The sequence below is a fragment of the Pseudonocardia sp. WMMC193 genome (genome assembly GCF_021728735.1).
Taxonomy (GTDB): Bacteria; Actinomycetota; Actinomycetes; order Mycobacteriales; family Pseudonocardiaceae; genus Pseudonocardia; species Pseudonocardia oroxyli.
The window spans coordinates 3,349,611-3,372,747 of sequence record NZ_JAKKDO010000003.1 but is presented as its reverse complement, the minus strand read 5'-3'; the positions used below and the strand labels follow the sequence as shown (position 1 = coordinate 3,372,747).

Below are 23,137 nucleotides of genomic sequence, written 5' to 3'. Positions count from 1 at the left end.
GGTGCACTCTACCCGAATTTGATGCACTCGTGATTCAATCAAAGGGGTCTCGATGCCCGAGCTCGTGCGACTGCGCGGAGTCAAGCTGCCGGTGACGGACGTGTCGAGGAGTGTGGACTTCTACCGACGGGTCTTCGGCTTCTCCCCGTGGCTGGAGTTCCCGGACGACGCCGGGGTCCTCCGCGGGGTCGCGGGGGACCTCCCGGGGTGCGAGGGCGGCCTCGCGCTGCGCGAGACCCCCGACGCGCACAGCCAGCCGGGTCTGGAACTGCTGTTGGGTGTCGCCGACAAGCGGGCGATCGAGGAGTGGGCGCTGCACCTGGACGCCCTCGGGGTGGCACATTCTCCGGTGATCGACGCGACCGTCGGATGGCTGCTGGTGCTGCACGACCCGGACGGCCACGAGATCCATCTCTATTCCGAGGTCCGGCACGGCATCGACCCGAGCGGCCGTTCCGGATACGGTCGGCTCGTCGATTCCTGACGATTTCGGGCACGCCACATTCCGGGCGGTCGGGTGACCGCCCGGAACGGGGAATCGGCGTGCGCCGCGCGGAATCAGGCCGAGAGGCGCGGGCCTCCGCGGTGCGGGGAGAGCAGGTTCTCGAGGATCAGGTCGACGTCGATCGTCGTCACCTGGATGCGCGGACCCGGCTGGCGGTGCTGCTGCGGGCCGTGACCGTGGTGGCGGTGCTGGTGGCTCGCCTGCTGGTGGCTCGCCTGCTGGGGGCCGCGGTCGTGGCGGTGAGCGCGGTCCGGGCGGTGGTCGCCTCTGTGCTGGTGGTGACCGTGCTGGTGGTGGCCGTGCTGGGCGCGCCCGTGCCGGTCGTCCCGGTCGTGGCGGTGCTCGTGCCGGGCCTGACCCTGGTGGTGTCCGGGGTGGCCCCACCCGACACCGTCGCGCTGGTCGTGCCCGGCCGGCCGGACGTGCCCGTGGGGCTGCCCGTGCTCGTGGTGGGCTGCGGTGTGGGCGCCGTGGTCCTGTGGGTTGTGGTGCTGTGGGTTGTGGTGCTGTGGGTTGTGGTGCTGCGGAGCGCGGTGGTCGTTGCCCTGGGGGTGGCCGGCGTGGCGGTCGTGACGCGGGCCGTGGTCGCGGTGGTCGCGGTCGTGGCCGCCGCGGGGGCCGCCCCGGTGGTCGCGGTCGCCGCCCCGGTGGTCCCCTCGGTGGTCGCCCCGGTGGTCGGTGCGGGGCCCGTGGTTGCTGTCGCGGTGGTCGCGCTCGCGGTGGCCGCCCGTGTTCGACTGCTCGCCGTGCCCGCGATGCGGGCCGTGCTCGCGATGGTCGCGGTCGTGGCTGCGGTGGTGTTCGTCGCGGTCGCCCCGGTGGTTCCCGTGGTCGCCCTGGTGCTCGCCCCGCGGCCCCTCCCGGTGGTCGCGGTCCGGGCGGTGGTCGTCGCGGTGCTGGTGGCCGGCCTGCTCCGTGCGGCCGCCGCGGTCGTGTCCGCCGTGGCCCGTGGTGTGGTGGTCGCGGTGGTCGCGGTCGCCCCGGTCGCCCCGGTCGCCCCGGTCGCCCCGGTCGCCCCGGTCGCCCCGGTCGCCTCGGCTGTCGCGGTCGTCCCGGCGGTCGTCGTGGTGGCCCCGCGGGTCGTGGTCGCGGTGGGGGCCGCGCCCACCGCGGTCCCCGTGGTCGCGGTCGTGGTGGCCGCGGGCCGGAGTGCGGTCCTCGTCGCACGGGCGGTCCCGGTCGCCGCCACGGTTCGGACCGTGTGCCTCCGGGCGGCCCGGACCGTCGTGGCGCGGACCGTCGTGGCGCGGGCCGTCGTGGCGCGGGCCGTTGTGACGGGGGCCGTTGTGGCGCGGATCGTTGTGGTCGCCGCGAACCGGCCCCTGCCCGGGGCCGTTCGGTCGGCTGTCATCGCCGCCGGGGCCGTGGTGGCCGCCGGGGCCCTGGTTGCTGCCGGGACCGTGGCTGCCGCCGGGACCGTGGCTGCCGCCCGACCCCTGGCTCCCGCCGGGACCGTGGTGGCCACCCGGGCTCTGGTTGCCTCCGGGTGCCTGGTTGCCGCCGGTTCCGTGGGTACTGCCGGGTCCGTGGGTGCTGCCCCCGGGACCGTGGTCGCCCGGGCCCTGATTCCCCCTGGGGCCCTGGTTCCCGCCCGGGCCCTGGTTGCCGCCCGGGCCGTTGTTTCCGGCGGGGCCGTTGTTGCCGCCCGGGCCGCTGTTGCCCCCTGGCCCGTGGTTGCCGCCGGGGCCCTGGTTACCCGGGCCCTGGTTACCCGGGCCCTGGCTGCCACCGGGCCCGTGGTTTCCGCCAGGCCCCGGGCTGCCGCCGGGGCTCTGGTTTCCGCCAGGCCCCGGGCTGCCGCCGGGGCTCTGGCTGCCGCCGGGGCTCTGGCTGCCGCCGGGGCTCTGGCTGCCGCCGGGGTTCTGAGTGCCGCCAGGCCCGTGGTTGCCGCCCGGGCCGTTGTCGTTGCCGCCGGGGCCCTGGTTCCCGCCCGGACCCCGGGTGCCGCCGGGTCCGCCGCGTTCCAGCGGGTTGGTGCCCGTCCGCGTGGGGGTCGCGAGGGCGGACACCTGGTCGCCGGAGACGGTGGGCGCGGCCTGGGTCTTCGGGGGAGTGGCGGTCGCGCCGGCGTCGGGGGCGGTGGTCGTGGGACCGCCCGGGGACTCGGCGGCCTGGGCGACGCCGTTCGCGACGAGGACGCATCCACCGGAGATCGCGGCCGTGATCAGGCCTCGGCGGAGTGTGGAATTCACCGTGGGCATTCCTTCCTGCGGAGTCCGACCCGTGGGGGAGCCCGGGCGGCCCGAGGAGGGAAACCCGAGCCGCCATGGCATACGGGTTCGGTCTGTGTTTCGGCCACGCTGAGGACGTGTTACGAATTCCCTGTGAGATTGCTCCGCCTGTCGCAATCGCGAGTCTCATGACAGTGTTTCTGAGAATGGACTCTCAGAAACGGCTCAGGACACGGAATACCCGTGGAACTTCTCCCGCAGCGTCTTCTTCGAGAACTTCCCCACGCTCGTCTTGGGCACCTCGTCGATGAACTCGACGGCGTCGGGCAGCCACCACTTCGCCACCCGGGGCGCGAGGAACTCCAGCAGCTCCTCCGCGGTGACCGACTCGCCCGGCTTGACGACCACGCACGCCAGCGGCCGCTCGGTCCACTTCTCGTGCGGGATGCCGATCACGGCCGCCTCGGCGACGGCCGGGTGGGCCATGATCTCGTTCTCCAGGTCCACGGAGCTGATCCACTCGCCGCCGGACTTCACGAGGTCCTTCGTCCGGTCCACGAGCCGCACGAAACCCCATCGGTCGACGGCCGCGACGTCTCCGGTCTTGAGCCAGCCGTCGGCGGTGAACTGGGCGCCGCCGCCCTCGCCGCGGTAGTACTCCTTCGCGATCCACGGGCCCGCGGCCTGCAGCTCGCCGGTGGCCTGGTCGTCCCACGGCTGCTCCTCGCCGGTGTCCGGGTCCGCGATCCGGAGCTCGACGAAGGGGGCGGGCTGGCCCTGCCGGGCGCGGGCGTCGGCGCGGGCGTCCTCGGTCCAGCCCTCCTGGTGCGAGCGCGGGGTCGACACGGCGGCGATCGGCGAGGTCTCGGTCATGCCCCAGGCGTGCAGCATCGGCAGGCCGATGGCCTCGCGGTAGGCCTCGGAGAGCGCGCGCGGCACGGCGGAGCCGCCGCAGATGATCGCGCGCAGGGCGGAGAGGTCGTGGTCGGCCAGCAGCGGGCGCATGCCCATCCAGATGGTGGGGACCCCGCCGGTCACGGTGACCCGATGCCGCTCGAGCTGGTCGACGATCGCGTCGGGGGTCATGTTCGGGCCCGGGAACACCAGGTCGCACCCGGCGAGCAGGGCGCCGTAGGGCAGGCCCCAGGCGTTCGCGTGGAACATCGGCACCACGGGGAGCACGACGTCCCGCTCCGACAGCGCGAACGTGTCCGCGGTGAGGGTGATCAGGGAGTGCAGCACCGCCGAGCGGTGGCTGTAGACCACGCCCTTCGGGTTCCCGGTGGTCCCGGACGTGTAGCACATGGCGGCGGCCGAGTTCTCGTCGTCGACGGCGAAACGCCCGGTGAAGGGCTCGGCGGCGGCGAGCAGGGTCTCGTAGTCGTGGACGCGGGGGTCGGCGAGGATCTCGTCCATCTCGACGTCCGCGCCGTCGTCGATCACGACGACCGCCCGGACGGTCGTGCACTGGTCCACCAGCGGCCAGAACAGCGGCAGCAGGGACCGGTCGACGAAGACGACCTCGTCCTCGGCGTGGTTGGCGATGTAGGTCAGCTGCTCGGGGAACAGCCGGATGTTCAGGGTGTGCAGGACCCGGCCGGTGCACGGCGCGGCCAGGTACAGCTCGAGGTGCCGGTCGGTGTTCCAGCAGAACGTGCCGACCCGGCCGTCCGCGGAGACGCCGAGGGTGTCCAGCACCGTGGCGAGCCTGCGGACCCGGACGGCCCAGTCGGCGACGGTCGTCTCGCGCTCGCCCGCCGCCGAGCCGGTGATCAGCCGCTTGTGGCCGAACAGCTGTTCCGCGCGGTGGAAGACGTGGGTGAGGGTCAGGGGCCGGTCCTGCATCAGTCCGAGCATCGTCGCTCCCGGGCACATGAGATCAGCGTGTCGTGGATCACTGAACACTACCGTGGGCTTGTCCGGAATCCAGTTGCTCAGGGTGATCGACCGGTAGGCTTCCGCGACATGACCGGCACGGGCGGGGCTGCGGGCCCCGACATCGCCTCCGGTGCCGTCTGTCTGGACGTCGGCTCGACGTGGACCAAGGCCGTGCTCGTCAAGCCCGACGGTGCCCTGGCCGGGTTCGCCGAGCACCCCACCACCCCGGTCGACGTGCTCGAGGGGGTGGACGCGGCCGTCCGTGGGGTCACGGCCACCGCGACCGGCCCGGACCCGGACCTGCTGGCCTGCTCGTCGGCGGGCGGCGGGCTGCGACTCGCGGTCGTCGGGACCGAGACGCTGCTGGCCACCGAGGTGGGCCACCAGGTCGCCCGCTCCGCGGGAGCCCACGTCGTGCACGTGCACGCCGGGCCGCTGGACCCCGCGGCCGTGCGGGTGCTGCGGGGGCACCGACCCGGCGCCGTGCTGCTGATCGGCGGCGCGGACGGCGACGACCCCGCCGTCCTCCTGCACAACGCGGGGACGCTCGCGCGGGCCCGGCTGCGGCACCCGATCGTCCTGGCGGGCAACGTCGAGGCCCGCGACGACGCGCTCGCCCTGCTCCGTTCGACCGGTCGCACCGTCGTGAGCTGCGCGAACGTGGCCCCGGCGCCGGGCGAGCTGGTCCCCGGCCCCGCCCGGGCGGCGCTCGCGGAGGTCTTCGCCCGCCACGTCCTCGGCGGTCGCGGGTCGGGCACGGCGCCGCGCTTCCGGCGGATGGTCCGGGTCATGACGCCGGACGCCGTCCGCGCGGGCACCGCCGAGCTCGCCCGGATCTGCGGGACCCGGGTGCTGGTGGTCGACGTGGGCTGCGCCACGACCGACGTCCACTCGGCCCGACCGCAGGAGACGGCCCGGCGCACGGTCGAGGGCGACCTGGGCATGCGCTCCGCGGCCGAGGGCGTGCTGCAGGAGGCGCAGGCCGAGGAGATCGTCGACCCCGTCGAGGCGGACCTGCTCACGGCCACGGTCAAGCGGATGGCCAGCGAGGTCGGCTTCATCCCGCGGGACGCGGGCAGCGCGGCGGAGGACCGGCGGGTGGCCGCGCTCGCTGCCGTCGTCGCCGTGCGGCGGCACCTGCGCGACCCGAGCGAGCTCGACCCGACCGACATCGGTCTGGTCGTGCTGTCCGGCGGGGTGTTCCGGCAGCGGGACGCCGCGGGCCTGGCCGCGCTCGTCGGCACGCTGCAGGGCGACCCGGTGCTGGCCCCCGCGCTCGGCACCGCGTCCGTGCTGGTCGACGCGGACTTCGCGGTCGCCCCCGCGGGCCTGCTCGCCGCGCACGACCGCGTCGCGGCGGCTGAGTCACTCCTGCGTGACCACCTGCTGGGGTAGGGCGCCCCTGCCGGACCCCGTCGAGGTCGCGGCGTTCCAGGCGGATGCTCCGCAAGGCGGCGGCGAGGCCTCATACCGGGTCGTATTCGGCCTTGCCGGCAACGCAGCGGAGCGCCGTCTGGGACGTCGCGGGCCGGCGGGGTTCGGCAGGGGCGCCCGAACCGGTACGCTGGACGCCGTCCGGACCGAGAGGCGCTGCAGCGGAGGTCACCTCCGCCACGCTCGGTCCGATGCCGACGACGAGTAAGGGCGCCTCCCCATCAGGGAGGTCGGCCCGTCCCCTCGGGCCCCGCCCCACGCGCGAGGAGACACATGAGCGACAAGCTGCAGACGATCGACGGCCTGGACTTCGCGGTGGCCGATCTGGGCCTGCACGAGTTCGGCCGCAAGGAGATCCGGCTCGCCGAGAACGAGATGCCGGGTCTGATGGAGCTGCGCCGCGAGTACGCCGAGGCCAAGCCGCTGCACGGCGCCCGGGTCGCGGGCTCGCTGCACATGACGGTGCAGACCGCGGTGCTGATCGAGACCCTGGTCTCGCTGGGCGCCGAGGTGCGCTGGGTGTCCTGCAACATCTTCTCCACCCAGGACCACGCGGCCGCGGCGATCGTCGTCGGCCCGCACGGCACCCCCGAGGCGCCCAAGGGTGTGCCGGTGTTCGCCTGGAAGGGCGAGACCCTCGACGAGTACTGGTGGGCCACCGAGCAGCTCTTCCACTTCACGGACGCCGAGGGCAACCTCGTCGGCCCGAACATGATCCTCGACGACGGCGGGGACGCGACCCTGCTCGTGCACAAGGGCGTCGAGTTCGAGAAGGCCGGCGTGGTCCCCACCGTGGACGAGGACGACCTCACCGTCGCCCACGAGTACCGCATCATCCTGGAGACCCTGCGCCGCTCGCTGGCCGCCGACCCGCAGAAGTGGACGACCGTCGCGTCGGACATCCGGGGGGTCACCGAGGAGACCACCACCGGCGTGCACCGGCTCTACCAGCTGGCCGAGCAGGGGCAGCTGCTGTTCCCGGCGATCAACGTCAACGACTCGGTGACGAAGAGCAAGTTCGACAACAAGTACGGCATCCGGCACTCGCTGATCGACGGCATCAACCGCGGCACGGACGTCCTCATCGGCGGCAAGGTCGCGGTCGTCGCCGGCTACGGCGACGTGGGCAAGGGCTCGGCCGAGGCGCTGGCCGGTCAGGGCGCGCGCGTCATCGTCTCCGAGGTGGACCCGATCTGCGCCCTGCAGGCGCTGCTCGAGGGCTACCAGGTCGCCCGGCTCGAGGACGTCATCGAGAAGGCGGACATCGTCATCACGACGACGGGCAACAAGGACATCATCACCGTCGACCTGATGAAGAAGATGAAGCACCAGGCGATCCTCGGGAACGTCGGGCACTTCGACAACGAGATCGACATGGCGGGGCTGGGCCGCGTCGAGGGCGTCATCAGGACGAACATCAAGCCCCAGGTGGACGAGTGGGTGTTCCCGGACGGGCACTCGATCATCGTGCTGTCCGAGGGCCGGCTGATGAACCTGGGCAACGCCACCGGCCACCCCTCGTTCGTGATGAGCAACAGCTTCTCCAACCAGGTGATCGCGCAGATCGAGCTGTTCACCAAGCACGAGGAGTACAACAACGACGTCTACCGGCTGCCGAAGATCCTCGACGAGAAGGTCGCGAAGATCCACGTGCTGGCGCTGGGCGGCGAGCTGACCAAGCTCAGCAAGGACCAGGCCGAGTACATCGGCGTGGACGTCGAGGGCCCGTTCAAGCCGGAGCACTACCGCTACTAGCGGCTGCGCCGCCCGTGCGCGGCAAGTGGTGCTGGAGCACTACTTGCCGCGCACGACAGCGGTTAGGCTTGACTGATGAGCGCCGCACCCCTGCCCCACGGATCGAGCGGGGACGGGTGGCAGTGGTGCGCGCTGGGCCACAAGCACTGGGGGCTCTACGGCGCGGCCGGGCTGCTGGTGCGCTCCGGAGACCTGGTGTTGTTGCAGCACCGCGCGCTGTGGAGCCACCACGGCGGCACCTGGGGGATCCCCGGTGGCGCGCGGCACCTCGGCGAGTCGGCCGAGGAGGCCGCCCGGCGCGAGGCGGCCGAGGAGTCCGAGCTGGACACCGCGCCGCTCGTCGAGACCGCCCGGTTCGTGGACGACCACGGCGGCTGGAGCTACACCACCGTCGTGGTCAGCGCCGACGAGGCCCTGCCCGTCGGGATCCGGGGCGGGGAGAGCGTCGAGTTCCAGTGGTTCCGCGTGGTCACCCTGGGCTCGTCCGACGGCCCGGAGCTGCACCCCGGCTTCGCCCACACCTGGCCGCAGGTGCGCGACCTGCCGTGATCACACGGTGAGGCGGGCGGCCAGGGCGTGCGGGGCGATCTCGCCGTCGAGGACCGTCCACGGGCTCAGCCAGGACTGGGCGGCCAGCTCGCGGTAGACGGCGTCGGTGCGGGTCTGCAGGTCGTCGTCCGCCTCGTAGGCGTCCCGGGCGCGGGTGTGGTCGGCCGCGGCGCGCTGCCGCGCCCGCTCCGCCGCGACCGCGCGGTCGGTGGCCAGCAGCAGCTGGTGGTCCGGGACGGGGATGCCGAAACGCGCGATCTCCAGGTCGTGGACCCACCGGACCACCTCGCCGTCGGCCCGCTGCGCGAGCCGGGCGGCGCTGTAGGCGGCGTTGCTGGCGACGTACCGGTCCACCAACACGACGTCGTGGCTGCTCAGCAGGTCCCGCAGCGCACCGGCGGCGGCGCGGCGGTCCAGTGCGAACAGCACCGCCATCCCGTGCACCGAGTCCGCCAGGTCGCCGAGGCGGCCGTAGAGGGCGTCCCGGGCGAGCTCGGCGTGCACGTCCGCCTCGTAGCGGGGGAACGCCGTCGTCGCGACACGCGAGCCGCCCCCGCGCAGGGCCGTGACCAGCCGCGCGGTCAAGGTGGCCTTCCCCGAGCCGTCCAGGCCCTCGACCACCACCAACCGCCCCATGCGCGGGACCCTAGTGCCCCGGTTCGATCCGATGCGCGTCGCGTGACGGGGGCGGGCCGTCGACGACCGGCGGAGGGTAGCGGGCGGGACCGTCGGGGGGCAGTGGGATGCTGACGCGCATGAAGTCGCGCGTTCTGGTGGTCGACGACGACCCGGCCCTGGCCGAGATGCTGACCATCGTCTTGCGGGGCGAGGGGTTCGACACCGCCGTCGTCGCGGACGGGACCCGTGCCCTGCCCGCCGTGCGGGACCTGCGGCCGGACCTCGTGCTGCTCGACCTCATGCTCCCCGGGATGAACGGGATCGACGTCTGCCGCGCCATCCGTGCGGAGTCCGGCGTCCCGATCGTCATGCTCACGGCGAAGAGCGACACCGTGGACATCGTGCTGGGCCTGGAGTCCGGCGCGGACGACTACGTGGTCAAGCCCTTCAAGCCCAAGGAGCTCGTCGCCCGCATCCGCGCGCGGGTGCGGCGCACCGAGACCGAGCCCGCCGAGCAGCTGACCATCGGGGACGTGGACATCGACGTGCCCGCCCACCAGGTCACCCGCCAGGGCGAGCGGATCGCGCTCACCCCGCTGGAGTTCGACCTGCTCGTGGCGCTCGCGCGCAAGCCCCGCCAGGTCTTCACCCGCGAGGTGCTGCTGGAGCAGGTGTGGGGCTACCGGCACGCCGCGGACACCCGACTGGTCAACGTGCACGTCCAGCGGCTGCGGTCGAAGGTCGAGAAGGACCCCGAGCACCCGGAGGTCGTGCTGACCGTCCGCGGGGTGGGGTACAAGGCCGGGCCCCCCTGATGGACGTCCTGCGGCGCGCGTTCGCCTCGGCGTCCCTGCTGTTCTCCGAGGTCCAGGCCGCGGCGCTCACGGCCTGGCGGCGGTCGCTGCAGCTGCGGGTCGTGGTGTCCACGCTCGCGTTGTCGCTGGCCGTCGTGCTCGTGCTCGGCCTGGTCCTGCAGACCCAGATCGCGGACCGGTTGATCCAGGCGAAGTTCGACGCCGCCGTCCTGCAGGCCGAGTCCGCCCGTGTCGTCTCCGAGCGGGACCTGTCCGGGGTGGACCCCGACCGCGAGGGCGCCCAGGGCACGCTGAACAACGCGCTGGACCGGCTCACCAACCAGTCCAGCGCGGAGGCGGGCGCGCCGACCGCGGGTGAGTTCCGCGCGGCGCTGACGACGGGTGCGGGCTCGGGTCCGGAGATCTCCGCGGGCGACCTGGACGCGATCACGAACGAGCAGGCCCAAGCCGTCGCCAGCGGGGCCCTGACCACGCAGTACGCCACGGTGGACGGGATCCCGACCCTCGTCGTCGGGCAGCCGGTGCGGACCGCGGGCCGCGAGCTGCAGCTCTACCTGATGTTCCCGCTCGACGCCGAGCAGCGCACCCTCGGGCTGATCCAGAGCACCCTGATCGTGGGTGGGCTGGTGCTGTTGCTGCTCCTCGCCGGCATCGCGAGCCTGGTCACGCGGCAGGTCGTGCGGCCCGTCAAGCAGGCGGCGGAGGTGGCCGAGCGCTTCGCGGAGGGCCATCTCGACGAGCGCATGCCCGTCCACGGCGAGGACGAGGTGGCGAGGCTGTTCGAGTCGTACAACGAGATGGCGGGCAGCATCCAGACCCAGATCCGCCAGCTGGAGGAGTTCGGCGCCCTGCAACGCCGCTTCACCAGCGACGTCAGCCACGAGCTGCGCACCCCGCTGACCACGGTCCGGATGGCGGCGGACATCCTCTACGCCTCGCGGGACGAGCTGCTCCCGGCGCTGCGCCGCAGCTCGGAGCTGCTGGTCACGGAGCTGGACCGCTTCGAGACACTGCTCGGGGACCTCCTCGAGATCTCCCGGCTCGACGCGGGCGTGGCCGAGCTGGGGACCGAACGGCTCGACATGCGGCACGTGGTCTCGCGGGCCGTCGAGGCCGTGCGCGGGGTCGCCGAGGAGTCCGGCACGCCGCTGGTGCTCGACCTGCCGGGAGACGTCTACGCCGAGGTCGACTCGCGGCGCGTCGAGCGGATCGTGCGCAACCTGGTGGCCAACGCCATCGACCACGGCGAGGGCAGGCCGGTGCACGTCTCGCTGGCGGGGGACGACCACGCCGTCGCCGTGGTGGTGCGCGACCACGGCGTCGGGCTGCGGCCCGGCGAGGCGGGGCTGGTGTTCAACCGGTTCTGGCGGGCCGAGGAGTCCCGCGCGCGGCGCTCCGGCGGCAGCGGCCTCGGGTTGTCGATCAGCCTGGAGGACGCGCGGCTGCACGGCGGGTGGCTGCAGGCCTGGGGCGAGGTCGGGCGCGGGTCGGCGTTCCGGCTGACCCTGCCCCGCACGGAGGGCGACCTGCTGGAGTCCAGCCCGCTGCCGCTGCAGCCCGAGCGCGCGGACCCGGAGGAGGGGCACCCGCTGCCCGCGTCGGTGCCCACACCGCCGTGGGGGACGCCCATCCCCGAGCTGCCCGAGATGGCGGAGGAGGAGCGGTGAGGCGCGCGCTGGTGGCGCTGCTGTCGCTGTTCCTGCTGGCGGGGTGTGCCAGCGTCCCCGGGGACTCCTCGGTGCAGGTGCTGCGCAAGGTCACCGACGGGGACGCACCGGGCCTGCCCGCGGGGCCCGTCGACGGCACGAACCCGCTGGACCTGGTGCGCGGGTTCGTCTACGCCTCCGGCAGCACCGTGGACCGGCACGGGGCCGCGCGCCGCTTCCTCACCGCGCCGGCCGCGCAGGACTGGGACGACGCCGAGTCCCTGACCGTGCTGTCCGAGCAGTTCGACACGGTGTACCCGCCCACCAGCGGCACCGACCCGGACGTCGCCACCGTGCGGATCCGCGGCGACCGGGTCGGGACGCTCGACTCGGTCGGTGCCTTCGAGCCCGCCGAGGCGCCGGTGGAGCTCGACGTGACGGTCCGCCGGGCGGACGGCCAGTGGCGGATCGACGGGCTGCCCGGCGGCGTCCTGGTCCGGATGTCGGACTTCCGCTCCAACTACCGCACGGTGAAGGGGTACTTCGTCGACCCGGCCCGCCGGGCCACCGTCGCGGACCTGCGCTACCTGCCCGCCGTGCCCGCGCAGGCGCTGGCCTCCCGGGCGGTGGACATGCTGCTCACCGGGCCGTCACCCGCCCTGCGCAACGCGGCGGTGTCCACGGTCCCGGCGTCCGCGCGGCTGCGCACCAACGTCACCGACGCTCCGGACGGCACCCTGGTCGTCGACCTCACGCAGGTCGGCGACCTGGACGAGGCCCAACGCAGGCTGCTCGCCGCGCAGTTCGTGCAGACCCTCGCCGAGATCAACATCCCGCGGGTGCGGCTGCTCGTCGACGGGGCGCCGCTGATCGCGAACACCCCCGACCTCACCGTCGATGCCGTCGCGGGCACCAGCGCCACGGTGCAGCCGAGCGCGGACGTGCCCGCGCTCGCGGTGTCCGGCGGGCGGGTCCGGCGCCTCCCGTCCGGCGAGGTCGTCGGCGGACAGGCGGGCAACGGCGCGTTCGACGTCGCCGCGGCCGCCACCACCGCCGACGGCGCCCGCATCGCCGTCGTCGCCCGGGACTCCGGGCGGCAGCGGCTCCTCGTCGGGCCCACCGACGGGCTCCTGGCGGCGGTCCCGCTGTCCGCCGCGCGGATGTCGCGGCCGACCTGGACGCCCACCGGCGGCGAGGTGTGGACGGTGCTCGGCGAGGACGTCGTCGCGCGGGTGACCGTCGACCAGACCGGCGCGGTGCGGACCGGCCAGGTCAACGTCTCCGACCTGACCGGACTGGGCCCGCTCACCGACCTGCGGCTCTCCCGGGACGGGCTGCGGGTGGCCGCGGTCGTCGGCGGCGGGCTGGTCACGGGGGCGGTCGTCCGGGGCCCCGAGGGGGACGTCGCGGTGCGGAACGTCCGGCAGCTGCGCCCGACCGACCTCGGCGGGGTCGTCGGGGTGGACTGGCGGGCGGACGAGCAGCTGATCGTGGTCAGCACCCGGACGGACCGCCCGGTGTCGCTGGTCTCCTCGGACGGGCTGGGTCTGCAGCTGGTCCCGAGCAGCAACCTCACCCCGCCGCTGCGCGGGGTGTCGGCCGCCTCCTCGCGCCCGTTCCTGGTGGCCGACCAGGGCGGGATCTGGAGCTACGACGGCGGGGAGCTGGACAGCTGGCGCCAGGTGCTGGGCGCCGCCCCGGACGGGATCCCGCTCTACCCCGGCTGATGACGCTGTCGGGGGTGACGCTTGGGACGCCCAAGCGTCGGTGAGTGGTGCTTGGGCGTCCCGAGCGTCAGGGGGCGGGGCCGGCGGTTGACGCTTGGGCGTCCCAAGCGTCGCTGAGCGGTGCTTGGGCGTCCCGAGCGTCAGGGGGCGGGGCCGGCGGTTGACGCTTGGGCGTCCCAAGCACCACTCACCGACGCTTGGGCGTCCCGAGCGTCGGAGATCCCCGTGTCGGGGCCTCGGCTGTGGACAACTCGGGCTCGCCGCCGCTCGATCGGACGGCGGTGTCGGGGCGCGGGGGCAGAGTGCTCGCATGGCCCTCCGCGAACCCGCCTCCGCGCTCCTCGACCTGCTGCTCCCCGCCGCGTGCGGGGGCTGTGGTGCCCCGCCCGCCCGGGACGGTCCTCGGCCGGGCTGGTGTCCCGAGTGTGCCGCGGCGCTGCCCGGCCCGCACCGCGTGGTGCTGCCGGAGGCGCCGGTGCTCTACGCGGCGGGCCGCTACACCGGGCCGCTGCGGGCGGCGCTGCTCGGCTACAAGGAGCGCGGCAGGCGGGACCTCGGGCGGCCGCTCGCCGCGGTGCTCGGCGAGCTCGTGCCCGCCGGGGCGGTCGTGGTGCCCGCGCCCTCGCGGCCCGCCGCCGCGCGAGCGCGCGGTGGTGACCACGTGCGGCGGCTCTGCACGCGGATCGGGCACGCGGAGGCCTGGCCGCTGCTGGGGCTGCGCCGCGGCACCCGGGACTCCCTCGGGCTCGACGCTGCGGCCCGCGCGGCGAACCTCGCCCGCGCGGTGCACGTGCGATCGCCCGAGAACCCGCCGGGTGCGGTGGTGCTGGTGGACGACGTGGTGACCACGGGGGCCATGCTGCGCGCGTGCGCCCGAGCCCTCGCCGAGGTGGGGATCCCGGTCGCCGGGGCGGTGGTGCTGTGTGACGCGAGCAGCCGGACGGACCGCCGCCACCGACCCGCCCCCGGGCAGCGCTGAGGGGCCGGTCCGCCGCCCGACCAACCACTCCAAAGTACGGGTTAGTGCAGGTCAGGGCAATGTCATCCGCCGAATTCCCCCAAGTCGCTGTCACTCACCGCTCAGGACTGTCGCCGAACCGTGATTGGAACTACCGTGCCTGGCACACGTAACCCACGCCACAACGGGAGGGGAACACCGGACATCCGCTTCGGGTCCCCGGGGTGGTGCGCACCCCAGTTGTCCGACACGTCGGACACGCCCGAAGAACCCCCGACGCCGAGTACGCACGGATTGCGAGGGAAGTCGAGTGGAGATCGTCGTCACCGGCCGCAACGTGGAGGTCCCGGAACACTTCCGGATCCACGTCGAGGAGAAGCTGGCCCGGCTCGAGCGCTACGACCACAAGATCGTCGGCATGGAGGTCGAGCTCTTCCACGAGCCCAACCGCAGACAGTCCAAGAGCTGTCAGCGGATCGAGATCACCGGCCGCGGCCGCAACCAGGTCGCGCGCGCCGAAGCGTGCGCGGGGGACTTCTACGCCGCGCTGGACTGCGCGATCAGCAAGCTCGAGAGCAGGCTCCGCCGCTCCCACGACCGGCGCAGGCTCAACGACCGGCGGACCCGCGTGATGGCCGGTCGCGGTGGTGCCGCGGCGGTCGCCGTGCTCGAGCAGGAGCTGGCCGAGGAGCGCGTCCAGGCCCACATCCCCGAGCCGCGTGGTCACGGCGAGCACCTCGAGGAGTCGTCGGAGGACCTGCCCGGCCGGATCGTGCGGCGCAAGCAGCACTCGTCGGAGCCGATCAGCATCGACGAGGCGCTGTCCCGGATGGAGCTCGTGGGACACGACTTCTACCTGTTCGCGGACGCCGAGTGCGGCACCCCGTCGGTCGTCTACCGGCGCAAGGGGTACGACTACGGCGTGATCCGGCTCGGCGGATAGCCCGGCCCCGAGACCCCCTCCGAAGAAGGGCGTCGGGGTGCGGCCTGTCGTCGCACCCCGACGCCCGTCCATCGCGGTGGGCACGCACGGCCCCGGAACCTGCACGGGTCCGGGGTCGTTGCCCTCTCAGGGGTCGACACGCCGGTGGCTACCATGGGTCGGTGTGTGCGCCGGAGTCGCTGAACCGTGCGGCCCGGCGTCCGCCCCGGTCGGCGGGCCCCTGCGCGCCGGCCACCGCCCGAGACCGCGATGTGAATGAGGTCGATCAGTGCCGTCCTTGCTGAACCGCCTGCTCCGTGCCGGCGAGACGAAGCTGGTGAAGCGGCTGGGCCGGATCGCCGACCACATCGATTCGCTCGAGCCCGACTTCGAGGTGCTCACCGACGCGCAGCTGCGCGCGAAGACGGACGAGTTCAAGGAGCGCTACGCCGAGGGCGAGACGCTCGACGACCTGCTCCCGGAGGCGTTCGCCGCGATCCGGGAGGCGGCCAAGCGCACGCTGGGCCAGCGGCCGTTCCCCGTCCAGCTGATGGGTGGCGCGGCGCTGCACCTGGGCAACGTGGCGGAGATGCGCACCGGTGAGGGCAAGACCCTGACCTGTGCCCTGCCCAGCTATCTCAACGCGCTGTCGGGAGACGGCGTGCACGTCGTCACGGTGAACGACTACCTCGCCAAGCGGGACGCCGAGACCATGGGCCGGATCCACCGGTTCCTCGGGCTCAGCGTGGGCGTGATCCTCGCCGACCAGACCCCGGCGGTGCGGCGCGAGCAGTACGCCGCGGACATCACCTACGGCACGAACAACGAGTTCGGCTTCGACTACCTGCGCGACAACATGGCGTGGAACTCCGCCGACATGGTGCAGCGCGGTCACCACTTCGCGATCGTCGACGAGGCGGACTCGATCCTCATCGACGAGGCGCGCACGCCGCTGATCATCTCCGGCCCGGCCGAGCAGAGCGCCCGGTGGTACCAGGAGTTCGCGCGGATGGCGCCGCTGCTGCAGCGGGACCGCCACTACGAGGTCGACGAGCGCAAGCGCACCGTCGGCGTCACCGAGGACGGGGTGTCCTTCGTCGAGGACCAGCTCGGGATCGACAACCTCTACGAGGCCGCGAACACCCCGCTCGTCGGATACCTGAACAACGCGCTGAAGGCCAAGGAGCTCTTCGCCAAGGACAAGGACTACATCGTCCGGGACGGCAACGTCCTGATCGTCGACGAGTTCACCGGCCGCGTCCTGTCCGGTCGCCGCTACAACGAGGGCATGCACCAGGCGATCGAGGCCAAGGAGAAGGTCACGATCCAGGCGGAGAACCAGACCCTCGCCACGATCACCCTGCAGAACTTCTTCCGGCTCTACGACAAGCTCTCCGGGATGACCGGTACCGCCGAGACCGAGGCGGCGGAGCTGCACAGCACCTACGGCATGCACGTCGTCGTCATCCCGACGAACCGGCCGATGGTCCGGGTGGACCAGCCGGACCTCATCTACAAGACCGAGGCCGCGAAGTTCGACGCGGTGGCGGACGACATCGCCGAGAAGCACCACAAGGGCCAGCCCGTGCTGGTCGGCACCACGAGCGTGGAGAAGTCCGAGTACCTGTCCACGCTGCTCACCCAGCGCCAGGTGCCGCACGAGGTGCTGAACGCGAAGCAGCACGAGCGCGAGTCGATGATCGTCGCGCAGGCGGGCCACGTCGGCGCGGTCACGGTCGCCACCAACATGGCGGGCCGCGGTACCGACATCATGCTCGGCGGCAACCCGGACTTCCTCGCGGACCTGGAGCTGCGCAGCCGCGGGCTCGACCCGGTCGAGCACCGCGAGGCCTACGAGGCCGCGTGGGACGACGCCGTCGCCCGGATGAAGAAGCAGGTCGCCGCGGAGGCGGAGGAGGTCCGCGAGGCGGGCGGGCTCTACGTGCTCGGCACCGAGCGCCACGAGTCGCGCCGCATCGACAACCAGCTCCGCGGTCGGTCCGGCCGCCAGGGCGACCCGGGCGAGAGCCGCTTCTACCTCTCGCTGGGCGACGAGCTGATGCGCCGCTTCAACGGCGCCATGGTCGAGTCGATCATGAACCGGTTCAACCTGCCCGAGGACGTCCCGATCGAGGCGAAGATGGTCACCCGGGCCATCCGCAGCGCACAGACGCAGGTCGAGCAGCAGAACTTCGAGATCCGCAAGAACGTCCTCAAGTACGACGAGGTGCTCAACCAGCAGCGCAAGGTCATCTACGCCGAGCGTGCGCGGGTGCTGGCGGGCGAGGACATCGCCGACCAGATCCGCTCCATGCAGCGGGACGTGGTGACCGCCTACGTCGACGGGGCCACCGCCGAGGGCTACGCCGAGGACTGGGACCTCGAGAAGCTCTGGACGGCCGTCGGGCAGCTCTTCCCGGTCTCGATCAAGTGGCAGGACCTCGTCGACGCCGACGACGTGGACGATCTCTCCAAGGAGACGATCACCGAGGCGCTGCTCGCGGACGCCGAGCGCGCCTACGCCCGCCGCGAGGCGGAGATGGACGCGCTGATCGGCCCGCAAGGCGGCATGCGCGAGCTCGAGCGGCAGGTGTTGATGCAGGTCATCGACCGCAAGTGGCGCGAGCACCTCTACGAGATGGACTACCTCAAGGAGGGCATCGGGCTGCGGGCGATGGCCCAGCGGGACCCGGTGATCGAGTATCAGCGCGAGGGCTTCGACATGTTCACCGCGATGCTCGAGGGCATCAAGGAGGAGACGGTCGGGCACCTGTTCAACGTCGCGGTGCAGATTCAGGAGGTCCCCGCGCCGGGCGCCGAGCAGCCCGCCGCCGCGAACGGGGCTGCCCCGAACGGCGCCGAAGCGAACGGCGCCGCCCCGAACGGTGCGCCCCCGAACGGCGCCGTCGCGGCGCCGGTCGCGGCGCCCTCGGCGGCCGAGCCGGTGACCAGTCGCATCCCGCGGGTGCCGCAGCAGAGCCCCGACGAGACCCCCACGTCGGTGTTGCCCGCGGCCTTCCGCTCCGGTCCGCCCACGCAGGGGCTGAGCTACAGCGGCCCGACCGAGGACGGCGAGGTCGCCACCCGCAACGGCGGTGGCCGCCCGCAGCAGCGCCCACAGGGCGGGGGACAACAGGGCGGGGGACAGGGCGGCAACCGCGCCGAGCGCCGCCGCCAGGCCCGCCGCCAGCGCTGACCCACCCGGCGAACGGCGCGTCCGCTCACTAGGTGTGAGCGAACGGCGCGTTCGCTCACACCTAGTGAGCCGACGCGCCGTTCGCTCCCGCACCGGCCCGCGCACTCACACACATGCTCCGCAGCGAACGGCGCGTTCGTTCACACCTGGTGAGCGAGCGCGCCGTTCGCCGTTTCCGTGTCGAAGCGCTCTCGGGCCTCCCGGATCGCGGGCAGGGCGGTGTCCACCCAGGCGATCAAGGCGTCCACGGGGTGCCGCATCGTCTTGCCGAGCGGGGTGATCCGGTACTCGACGGCCACCGGGCGGGTGGCGGTCACGGCGCGCTCGACGATCCCGTTGCGTTCGAGGCGGCGCAGGGTCGCGGTGAGGGACTTCTGCGACACGGCGGGGATCGCGCGGCGGAGCCCGTTGAAGCGGGTCGGTTGCTCGCACAGCTCGTTCAGCACGGCCAGTGACCAGCGGTCCAGCACCTGGTCGAGGACGTCGCGGTGCGGGGCGGTGATCGTGAGGGCGGTTTCCGGCACGACACCTAGTCTCGTTGAAGTGCCCTTCGGACACCAGGTATCTGTGAGATACCACCGATCCGAGGAGAAGAACCGTGGCCGTCCAGCGCTTCACCCCCGAGGGCATGCTGCAGCCCACCCCGTACCACCACGTCGCCGTCGGGACCGGAACCCGGCACGTCCACGTCAGCGGGCAGATCGCCCGCGCCGCCGACGGGACGGCACTCGCGCCGGGGGACCTGGCGGGCCAGGTCGCCCAGGTCCTCCGCGCCACCGCGACCGGACTCGCCGGAGCGGGCGCCACGTTCGACGACGTGCTGCGCCTGACCTTCTACGTGACCGACTGGGCGCCCGAGAAGATCGCGGACCTCATGGCGGGCGTGGAGAAGGTGGCGGCGGAGGTCGGCCTGCCCCAGCCGATGCCACCCGCGTCCCTCATCGGCGTGGACCTCCTCTTCGAGCCGGACGTCCTCGTCGAGCTCGAGGCCACCGCGATCCTGGACTGAGCCCACCCCGGCGAACGGCGCGTTCGCTCACCAGGTGTGAGCGAGCGCGCCGGTCGCCGGGGGTCAGAGCACCCGGAGCGCGGTGCAGCGCCAGTCGCCGGTCGGGGTGAGGTCGAGCCGGGCGGCGAGGGCGCGCGCCCGGTCGCCGAACCGGCACACCGCCGTGACCTCGGCGCCGGTCCGCTCGACCGGTCGGCAGTGCAGTGAGCGGAGCACGCCGTGGGGCGGGCCGTGCCCGCGGCGCGGCACCCCGGCGGCGACGTAGCGCAGCACCTCGGGGCTCGCGTAGGGCACGAGGTGGGCGAGGGGGCGATGGCCGTCGAACACCTCCAGGGCGATCCGGACCACCGTCTCCGCCCGCCGCCGCGCCGCCGCCTCGCGCGCCCCGGCCCGCACCGATCCCGGCACCAGCGGGAGGTGGGCACCGCCGCGGGTCCGGGGAGACGGGTTCCGCGAGCGCAGGTGCGGCGCCTGCTGCGCGGCGCCCACCGGGAGGGGGACGGCGCGCGCGTCGATCCCGGCGTCGATCTCGGAGTCGTTCTCCGGGTCGGCCTCGGGTTCGGTCGAGACCACGGTGAAGCGGGGCGGGGCGAGCGGGGTGATCGAGACGGCGGTCGCGGCGAGGGTCATGGTCGGAGCCTGCGGGCCCGCCCGGGTTCACGGGTGCGAACGGGACACCTCGTTCCCACATGGTCCGGGGCCGCACGGTCTTACGCTCCCCGCCGTGTCCGAAGCCGTGTCCGAACCCGTCCCCGAACCGCTCGATCGGCTCGTCAGCGCCGCGGGCACCGCGCTGACCCGGCTGCGGGCCCGCATCGTCGCGCGGCACGGCCTGTCCCCGACCGCGCTCGATGTCCTGGAGGCGCTCGTCGAGCCCGTCGCGACCCAGCGCGACCTCGCCGCCCGGGTCGGGCTCACCCCCACCACCCTCACCCCGGTGCTCACCGACCTGGAGGACCGCGGCCTCGTCGTGCGGGACCGGGAGCGGGCGGACCGGCGCGTGGTCCGCCCCCGGCTCACCGAGCGCGGCGCGGCGACGGCGGAGGCGGTCCTGGCCGCGGTCGCGCGGGAGTGGCGGGCGACCCTGCCCGGGGCGGACGGGGACGAGCCGACGGTGCGCCGCTACCTGGAGCGGCTGGTGCGCGCAGCCCGGTAGCGTGGCCGGGGTGCGCGGGCTGATCCTGGACTACGGCGGTGTGCTGACCGACGGTCCCGCCATGGCCGCCCTGCCCGGCCGGGCCCGGGCGGCGGGCCTGCGCGTCGCCCTGCTCAGCGACGCCCACGCCGTCCCGGACGAGCTGGCCTGCCAGTTCGACGCGGTCGTCCTCGGCGGCCGCGGCGGGGCCCGCAAACCGGACCCGGAGGCGTTCCGCCGCGCCGCCGCGCAGCTCGGCCTGGAGCCGGGGGACTGCGTGGTGGTGGACGACCTGCCGGTGAACGTCCGCGGCGCCGTCGCGGCGGGCGCGGTCGGCGTCCGACACACGGATGCCGAGTCCACGGTGAGTGAACTCGGCATCCTGTTCGACTGGTAGGGCTCCTACTGCGGCGGGGGCGGCGGCTGCTCGCCCTCCGGCGCCGGCGGCGGTGCCGCGGTGGTGTTGCCCTCGCCGGTCTTCTCCTGTGCGAAGTCGACCGCCTTGTCGATGTGCTCGTCGTGGCCCGCGAACTTGGCCTTCGCGGCCTCACCGGCCTTGTCGAGGCCCTGGTCGACCTTGTCGTCGTGCTGGCCGATCAGCTCTTTTGCCTTGTCCAGGAATCCCATGCCGGGCAGCCTGGACCCCCGAGCGCCGGCGCGCACGTCGGGGCTCACCCGATCGAGCGAAGGCGGGCGTGCTCTCGGCGGAGCTCGTCGACCGCCGTGACGCCGATGAGCTGCAGCGTCCGCGTGATCTCGCCCCGCAGAATGTCCACCGCCTTGGCGACACCCGCCTGCCCGCCCGCCATCAGCCCGTAGAGGTAGGCCCGCCCGACGAGCGCGCCCCGCGCCCCGAGCGCGATCGCCGCCACGACGTCCGCGCCGTGGGTGATCCCGGTGTCCACGTAGACCTCGGCCCGGTCGCCGACCGCGTCGACCGTGGGCTCGACGAGCTCGATCGGCACCGGCGCGCGGTCGAGCTGGCGGCCGCCGTGGTTGGACAGCAGCACGGCGTCCGCGCCCGCGTCCACGACCCGCCGCGCGTCGTCGACGTTCTGCACACCCTTGATCATCAGCTTGCCCGGCCAGGCGCCGCGCAACCACTCGACGTCGTCCATGGTCAGGGCGGGGTCGAAGACCCGGTTGATCATGTCTGCGACCGTGCCCTCGGTGGACTCCAGGGTCGCGAACGTCAGCGGCGAGGTGGTGAGCAGGTCGAACCACCAGTGCGGGTGCAGCGCGCCGTCGACGAACGTGCGCAGGGTCAGCGCCGGCGGGATGGTGAGCCCGTTGTGGACGTCTCGGCGGCGGTTGCCGCCCACCGGGGTGTCGACGGTCAGCATGATCGTGTCGTAGCCCGCGGCGGCCGCCCGCTGGACCAGGTCCTTCGCGAACGCGCGGTCCCGCCAGAGGTAGAGCTGGAACCAGCGGCGCGCGGCGGACGGGACGTCCTCGATCGTGGTGGTCCCCATCGTGGACAGCGTGTACGGGATCCCGGCCTCGGCGGCGACGGTCGCTACCGCCGGCTCGCCCTCGGTGCCCATCATGCGGGTGAACCCCGTGGGCGCGAACGCGAACGGCAGGGCGGACCGGGCGCCGAGCATGTCGCGGCCCAGGTCGACGGTGCTGACGTCCCGCAGCACGGTCGGGGTGAACTCGACGCGGTTCCACGCGGCCCGCGCCCGGCTCAGCGACAGCTCGCCGTCCGCGGCGCCGTCGGTGTAGTCGAAGACGGCGCGGGGCGCGCGCCGCTTCGCGATGGTGCGCAGATCGTCGATCGACGCGGCGCGGGCGAGGCGGCGGGCCGTCGCGTCCCGGACGAACGGAGCAGGCCGGAGAAGGGGGAGGATCTCCTTGGGGCGGGGCAACCGACGCTGGACCATGCGGGCCAGGGTACGACGTCCCGCCCGGGATCCTCAGCGCCTGCGGAGCAGCTCGTAGGCCGCCACCGCGGCGGCGCTGGCCACGTTCAGCGACTCGACGCCGCCGAACAGGGGGATGCCGACCACGCCGTCGAGCAGCGGGCGGACGCCGTCCGACAGGCCGTCGGTCTCGTTGCCCAGCACCAGGGCGACCCGCGGCGGCAGGTCGGCGGACAGCAGCGACTCCCCGCCCGCGTCGAGCCCGAAGATCCCGAACCCGCTCTCCCGCAGTGCCGCCAGACCCTCCTCCACCGTGCCCGAGCGCAGCACGGGCGCGGCGAACGCGACCCCCGCCGAGGCCTTGATCACCAGTGGGTCGATGGCGGGGACGCCGCGGCGGGGGAGCAGCACGCCGTCGAGCCCCGCGCCGGTGGCCGTGCGCAGGATCATCCCGACGTTCGACGGGTTCGTCACCCGGTCCAGCACGAGGACCGACGCCGGTCGCCGCGAGCCGAGGTCGGAGAGGAACACCGACACCGGCGCCATCCGCGGTGCCACGACGTCCGCCAGCACCCCCTGGTCGTGACGCCCGTTGCCCGCCAACACCTTGACCCGGTGCGCGCTGACCCGGGACACCGCCACGCCCCGCCGCCGGGCCGCCTGCTCGATCTCCCGCACGGAGTCCCCGCGGCTGCCCTCGGCGATCAGCACCTTGTCGACCGCGAGGCCCTCGTCGGCGAGCGCCTCGAGCACCGGCTTGCGGCCGTACACGGTGATGAAAGCGTCCTTCGGCGATACGGTCACCTGCTCAGCCTAGGCCGCGCCCCGCGGGCCCAGGACCACGGCTTTCGCGCCGAAGTCGCCCCCGGCCGCGTGGTCGGGCCGGCCCAGGACGTCCCGTGCCGCGGCGCGGCCCTCCGCCTCGCCGGGAGCAACGTCGATCACGAACTCCGCGGC

22 protein-coding genes and 1 riboswitch are annotated in these 23,137 nt (G+C 73.6%); of the genes, 14 read left to right on the top strand and 8 right to left on the bottom strand.

Annotated elements, in window-relative coordinates; genetic code table 11:
* Positions 1-52: 52 nt before the first annotated feature.
* Positions 53-484 (top strand): VOC family protein, encoded by a 432-nt coding sequence (locus L3X23_RS17445; RefSeq protein ID WP_237193185.1) that lies wholly within the window; start codon positions 53-55, stop codon positions 482-484.
* Between the two features lie 59 nt (positions 485-543).
* The gene (locus tag L3X23_RS17440) at positions 544-2,868 is read left to right on the top strand and encodes a hypothetical protein (protein ID WP_237193184.1); all 2,325 of its coding nucleotides are present in this window, start codon (positions 544-546) and stop codon (positions 2,866-2,868) included.
* A 33-nt stretch (positions 2,869-2,901) separates the two neighbouring features.
* Here the strand turns inward: L3X23_RS17440 and L3X23_RS17435 are convergent, their stop codons facing one another.
* The gene (locus L3X23_RS17435) at positions 2,902-4,533 is read right to left on the bottom strand and encodes a long-chain fatty acid--CoA ligase (protein ID WP_237193183.1); all 1,632 of its coding nucleotides are present in this window, start codon (positions 4,531-4,533) and stop codon (positions 2,902-2,904) included.
* A gap of 108 nt (positions 4,534-4,641) precedes the next feature.
* Between L3X23_RS17435 and L3X23_RS17430 the strand changes: the two genes are divergently transcribed.
* The 3 genes from L3X23_RS17430 (at position 4,642) to L3X23_RS17420 (ending at position 8,292) form a co-directional block, all read left to right on the top strand.
* A complete protein-coding gene (locus tag L3X23_RS17430; RefSeq protein WP_237193182.1) occupies positions 4,642-5,949 on the top strand; it encodes a glutamate mutase L in 1,308 nt (435 codons plus the stop codon).
* 181 nt (positions 5,950-6,130) lie between these two features.
* Positions 6,131-6,211, top strand: a riboswitch (S-adenosyl-L-homocysteine riboswitch).
* Between the two features lie 50 nt (positions 6,212-6,261).
* On the top strand, positions 6,262-7,743 hold the full coding sequence (gene ahcY / locus L3X23_RS17425) for an adenosylhomocysteinase (protein ID WP_237193181.1): 1,482 nt from the start codon (positions 6,262-6,264) through the stop codon (positions 7,741-7,743).
* 75 nt (positions 7,744-7,818) lie between these two features.
* Positions 7,819-8,292 carry an NUDIX domain-containing protein gene (locus tag L3X23_RS17420; protein WP_237193180.1) on the top strand — a complete coding sequence of 158 codons (474 nt, stop codon included), beginning with the start codon at positions 7,819-7,821 and terminating at the stop codon, positions 8,290-8,292.
* On the opposite strand, the gene L3X23_RS17415 is transcribed toward L3X23_RS17420, so the two are convergent.
* A complete protein-coding gene (locus L3X23_RS17415; RefSeq protein WP_237193179.1) occupies positions 8,293-8,928 on the bottom strand; it encodes a dTMP kinase in 636 nt (211 codons plus the stop codon).
* A gap of 119 nt (positions 8,929-9,047) precedes the next feature.
* On the opposite strand from L3X23_RS17415, the gene mtrA reads away from it, so the two are divergent.
* From mtrA to secA, 6 genes are all read left to right on the top strand, one after another.
* The gene (gene mtrA, locus L3X23_RS17410) at positions 9,048-9,725 is read left to right on the top strand and encodes an MtrAB system response regulator MtrA (RefSeq protein ID WP_093082770.1); all 678 of its coding nucleotides are present in this window, start codon (positions 9,048-9,050) and stop codon (positions 9,723-9,725) included.
* On the top strand, positions 9,725-11,392 hold the full coding sequence (mtrB, locus tag L3X23_RS17405; RefSeq protein ID WP_237193178.1) for an MtrAB system histidine kinase MtrB: 1,668 nt from the start codon (positions 9,725-9,727) through the stop codon (positions 11,390-11,392). The genes mtrA and mtrB overlap by 1 nt, the downstream gene beginning before the upstream one ends.
* A complete protein-coding gene (locus tag L3X23_RS17400; protein WP_237193177.1) occupies positions 11,389-13,098 on the top strand; it encodes an LpqB family beta-propeller domain-containing protein in 1,710 nt (569 codons plus the stop codon). Before mtrB ends, L3X23_RS17400 begins: the two co-directional genes overlap by 4 nt.
* A gap of 310 nt (positions 13,099-13,408) precedes the next feature.
* Positions 13,409-14,077 (top strand): phosphoribosyltransferase family protein, encoded by a 669-nt coding sequence (locus L3X23_RS17395; RefSeq protein WP_237193176.1) that lies wholly within the window; start codon positions 13,409-13,411, stop codon positions 14,075-14,077.
* A 289-nt stretch (positions 14,078-14,366) separates the two neighbouring features.
* Entirely contained in the window at positions 14,367-14,999 is a 633-nt protein-coding gene (gene hpf / locus L3X23_RS17390) for a ribosome hibernation-promoting factor, HPF/YfiA family (RefSeq protein ID WP_093082498.1), read from the top strand.
* Between the two features lie 277 nt (positions 15,000-15,276).
* Positions 15,277-18,174 carry a preprotein translocase subunit SecA gene (gene secA, locus L3X23_RS17385; protein ID WP_237198054.1) on the top strand — a complete coding sequence of 966 codons (2,898 nt, stop codon included), beginning with the start codon at positions 15,277-15,279 and terminating at the stop codon, positions 18,172-18,174.
* Between the two features lie 140 nt (positions 18,175-18,314).
* Here the strand turns inward: secA and L3X23_RS17380 are convergent, their stop codons facing one another.
* Complete coding sequence (locus L3X23_RS17380; protein WP_237193175.1) at positions 18,315-18,698, bottom strand: helix-turn-helix domain-containing protein; 384 nt, start codon at positions 18,696-18,698, stop codon at positions 18,315-18,317.
* Positions 18,699-18,772: 74 nt separating this feature from the next.
* Between L3X23_RS17380 and L3X23_RS17375 the strand changes: the two genes are divergently transcribed.
* Positions 18,773-19,183, top strand: a complete 411-nt coding sequence (locus tag L3X23_RS17375) for a RidA family protein (protein WP_237193174.1) — start codon at positions 18,773-18,775, stop codon at positions 19,181-19,183.
* A gap of 63 nt (positions 19,184-19,246) precedes the next feature.
* On the opposite strand, the gene L3X23_RS17370 is transcribed toward L3X23_RS17375, so the two are convergent.
* Positions 19,247-19,813 carry an Rv3235 family protein gene (locus tag L3X23_RS17370; RefSeq protein WP_237193173.1) on the bottom strand — a complete coding sequence of 189 codons (567 nt, stop codon included), beginning with the start codon at positions 19,811-19,813 and terminating at the stop codon, positions 19,247-19,249.
* A 94-nt stretch (positions 19,814-19,907) separates the two neighbouring features.
* On the opposite strand from L3X23_RS17370, the gene L3X23_RS17365 reads away from it, so the two are divergent.
* Positions 19,908-20,339, top strand: a complete 432-nt coding sequence (locus tag L3X23_RS17365; protein ID WP_237193172.1) for a MarR family winged helix-turn-helix transcriptional regulator — start codon at positions 19,908-19,910, stop codon at positions 20,337-20,339.
* Positions 20,340-20,349: 10 nt separating this feature from the next.
* On the top strand, positions 20,350-20,715 hold the full coding sequence (locus L3X23_RS17360) for an HAD-IA family hydrolase (RefSeq protein ID WP_308116914.1): 366 nt from the start codon (positions 20,350-20,352) through the stop codon (positions 20,713-20,715).
* Positions 20,716-20,720: 5 nt separating this feature from the next.
* Here the strand turns inward: L3X23_RS17360 and L3X23_RS17355 are convergent, their stop codons facing one another.
* The 4 genes from L3X23_RS17355 to L3X23_RS35440 are packed head-to-tail and all read right to left on the bottom strand — an operon-like array spanning position 20,721 to position 23,125.
* Positions 20,721-20,945: an antitoxin gene (locus tag L3X23_RS17355; protein WP_237193170.1), complete on the bottom strand. Its 225-nt coding sequence runs from the start codon at positions 20,943-20,945 to the stop codon at positions 20,721-20,723.
* 44 nt (positions 20,946-20,989) lie between these two features.
* A complete protein-coding gene (locus tag L3X23_RS17350) occupies positions 20,990-22,201 on the bottom strand; it encodes an alpha-hydroxy acid oxidase (protein ID WP_237193169.1) in 1,212 nt (403 codons plus the stop codon).
* Between the two features lie 33 nt (positions 22,202-22,234).
* A complete protein-coding gene (locus L3X23_RS17345) occupies positions 22,235-22,984 on the bottom strand; it encodes an RNA methyltransferase (RefSeq protein ID WP_237193168.1) in 750 nt (249 codons plus the stop codon).
* A gap of 9 nt (positions 22,985-22,993) precedes the next feature.
* Positions 22,994-23,125, bottom strand: coding sequence for a hypothetical protein (locus tag L3X23_RS35440; protein ID WP_255733961.1), 132 nt, complete (start codon positions 23,123-23,125; stop codon positions 22,994-22,996).
* Positions 23,126-23,137: the final 12 nt, after the last annotated feature.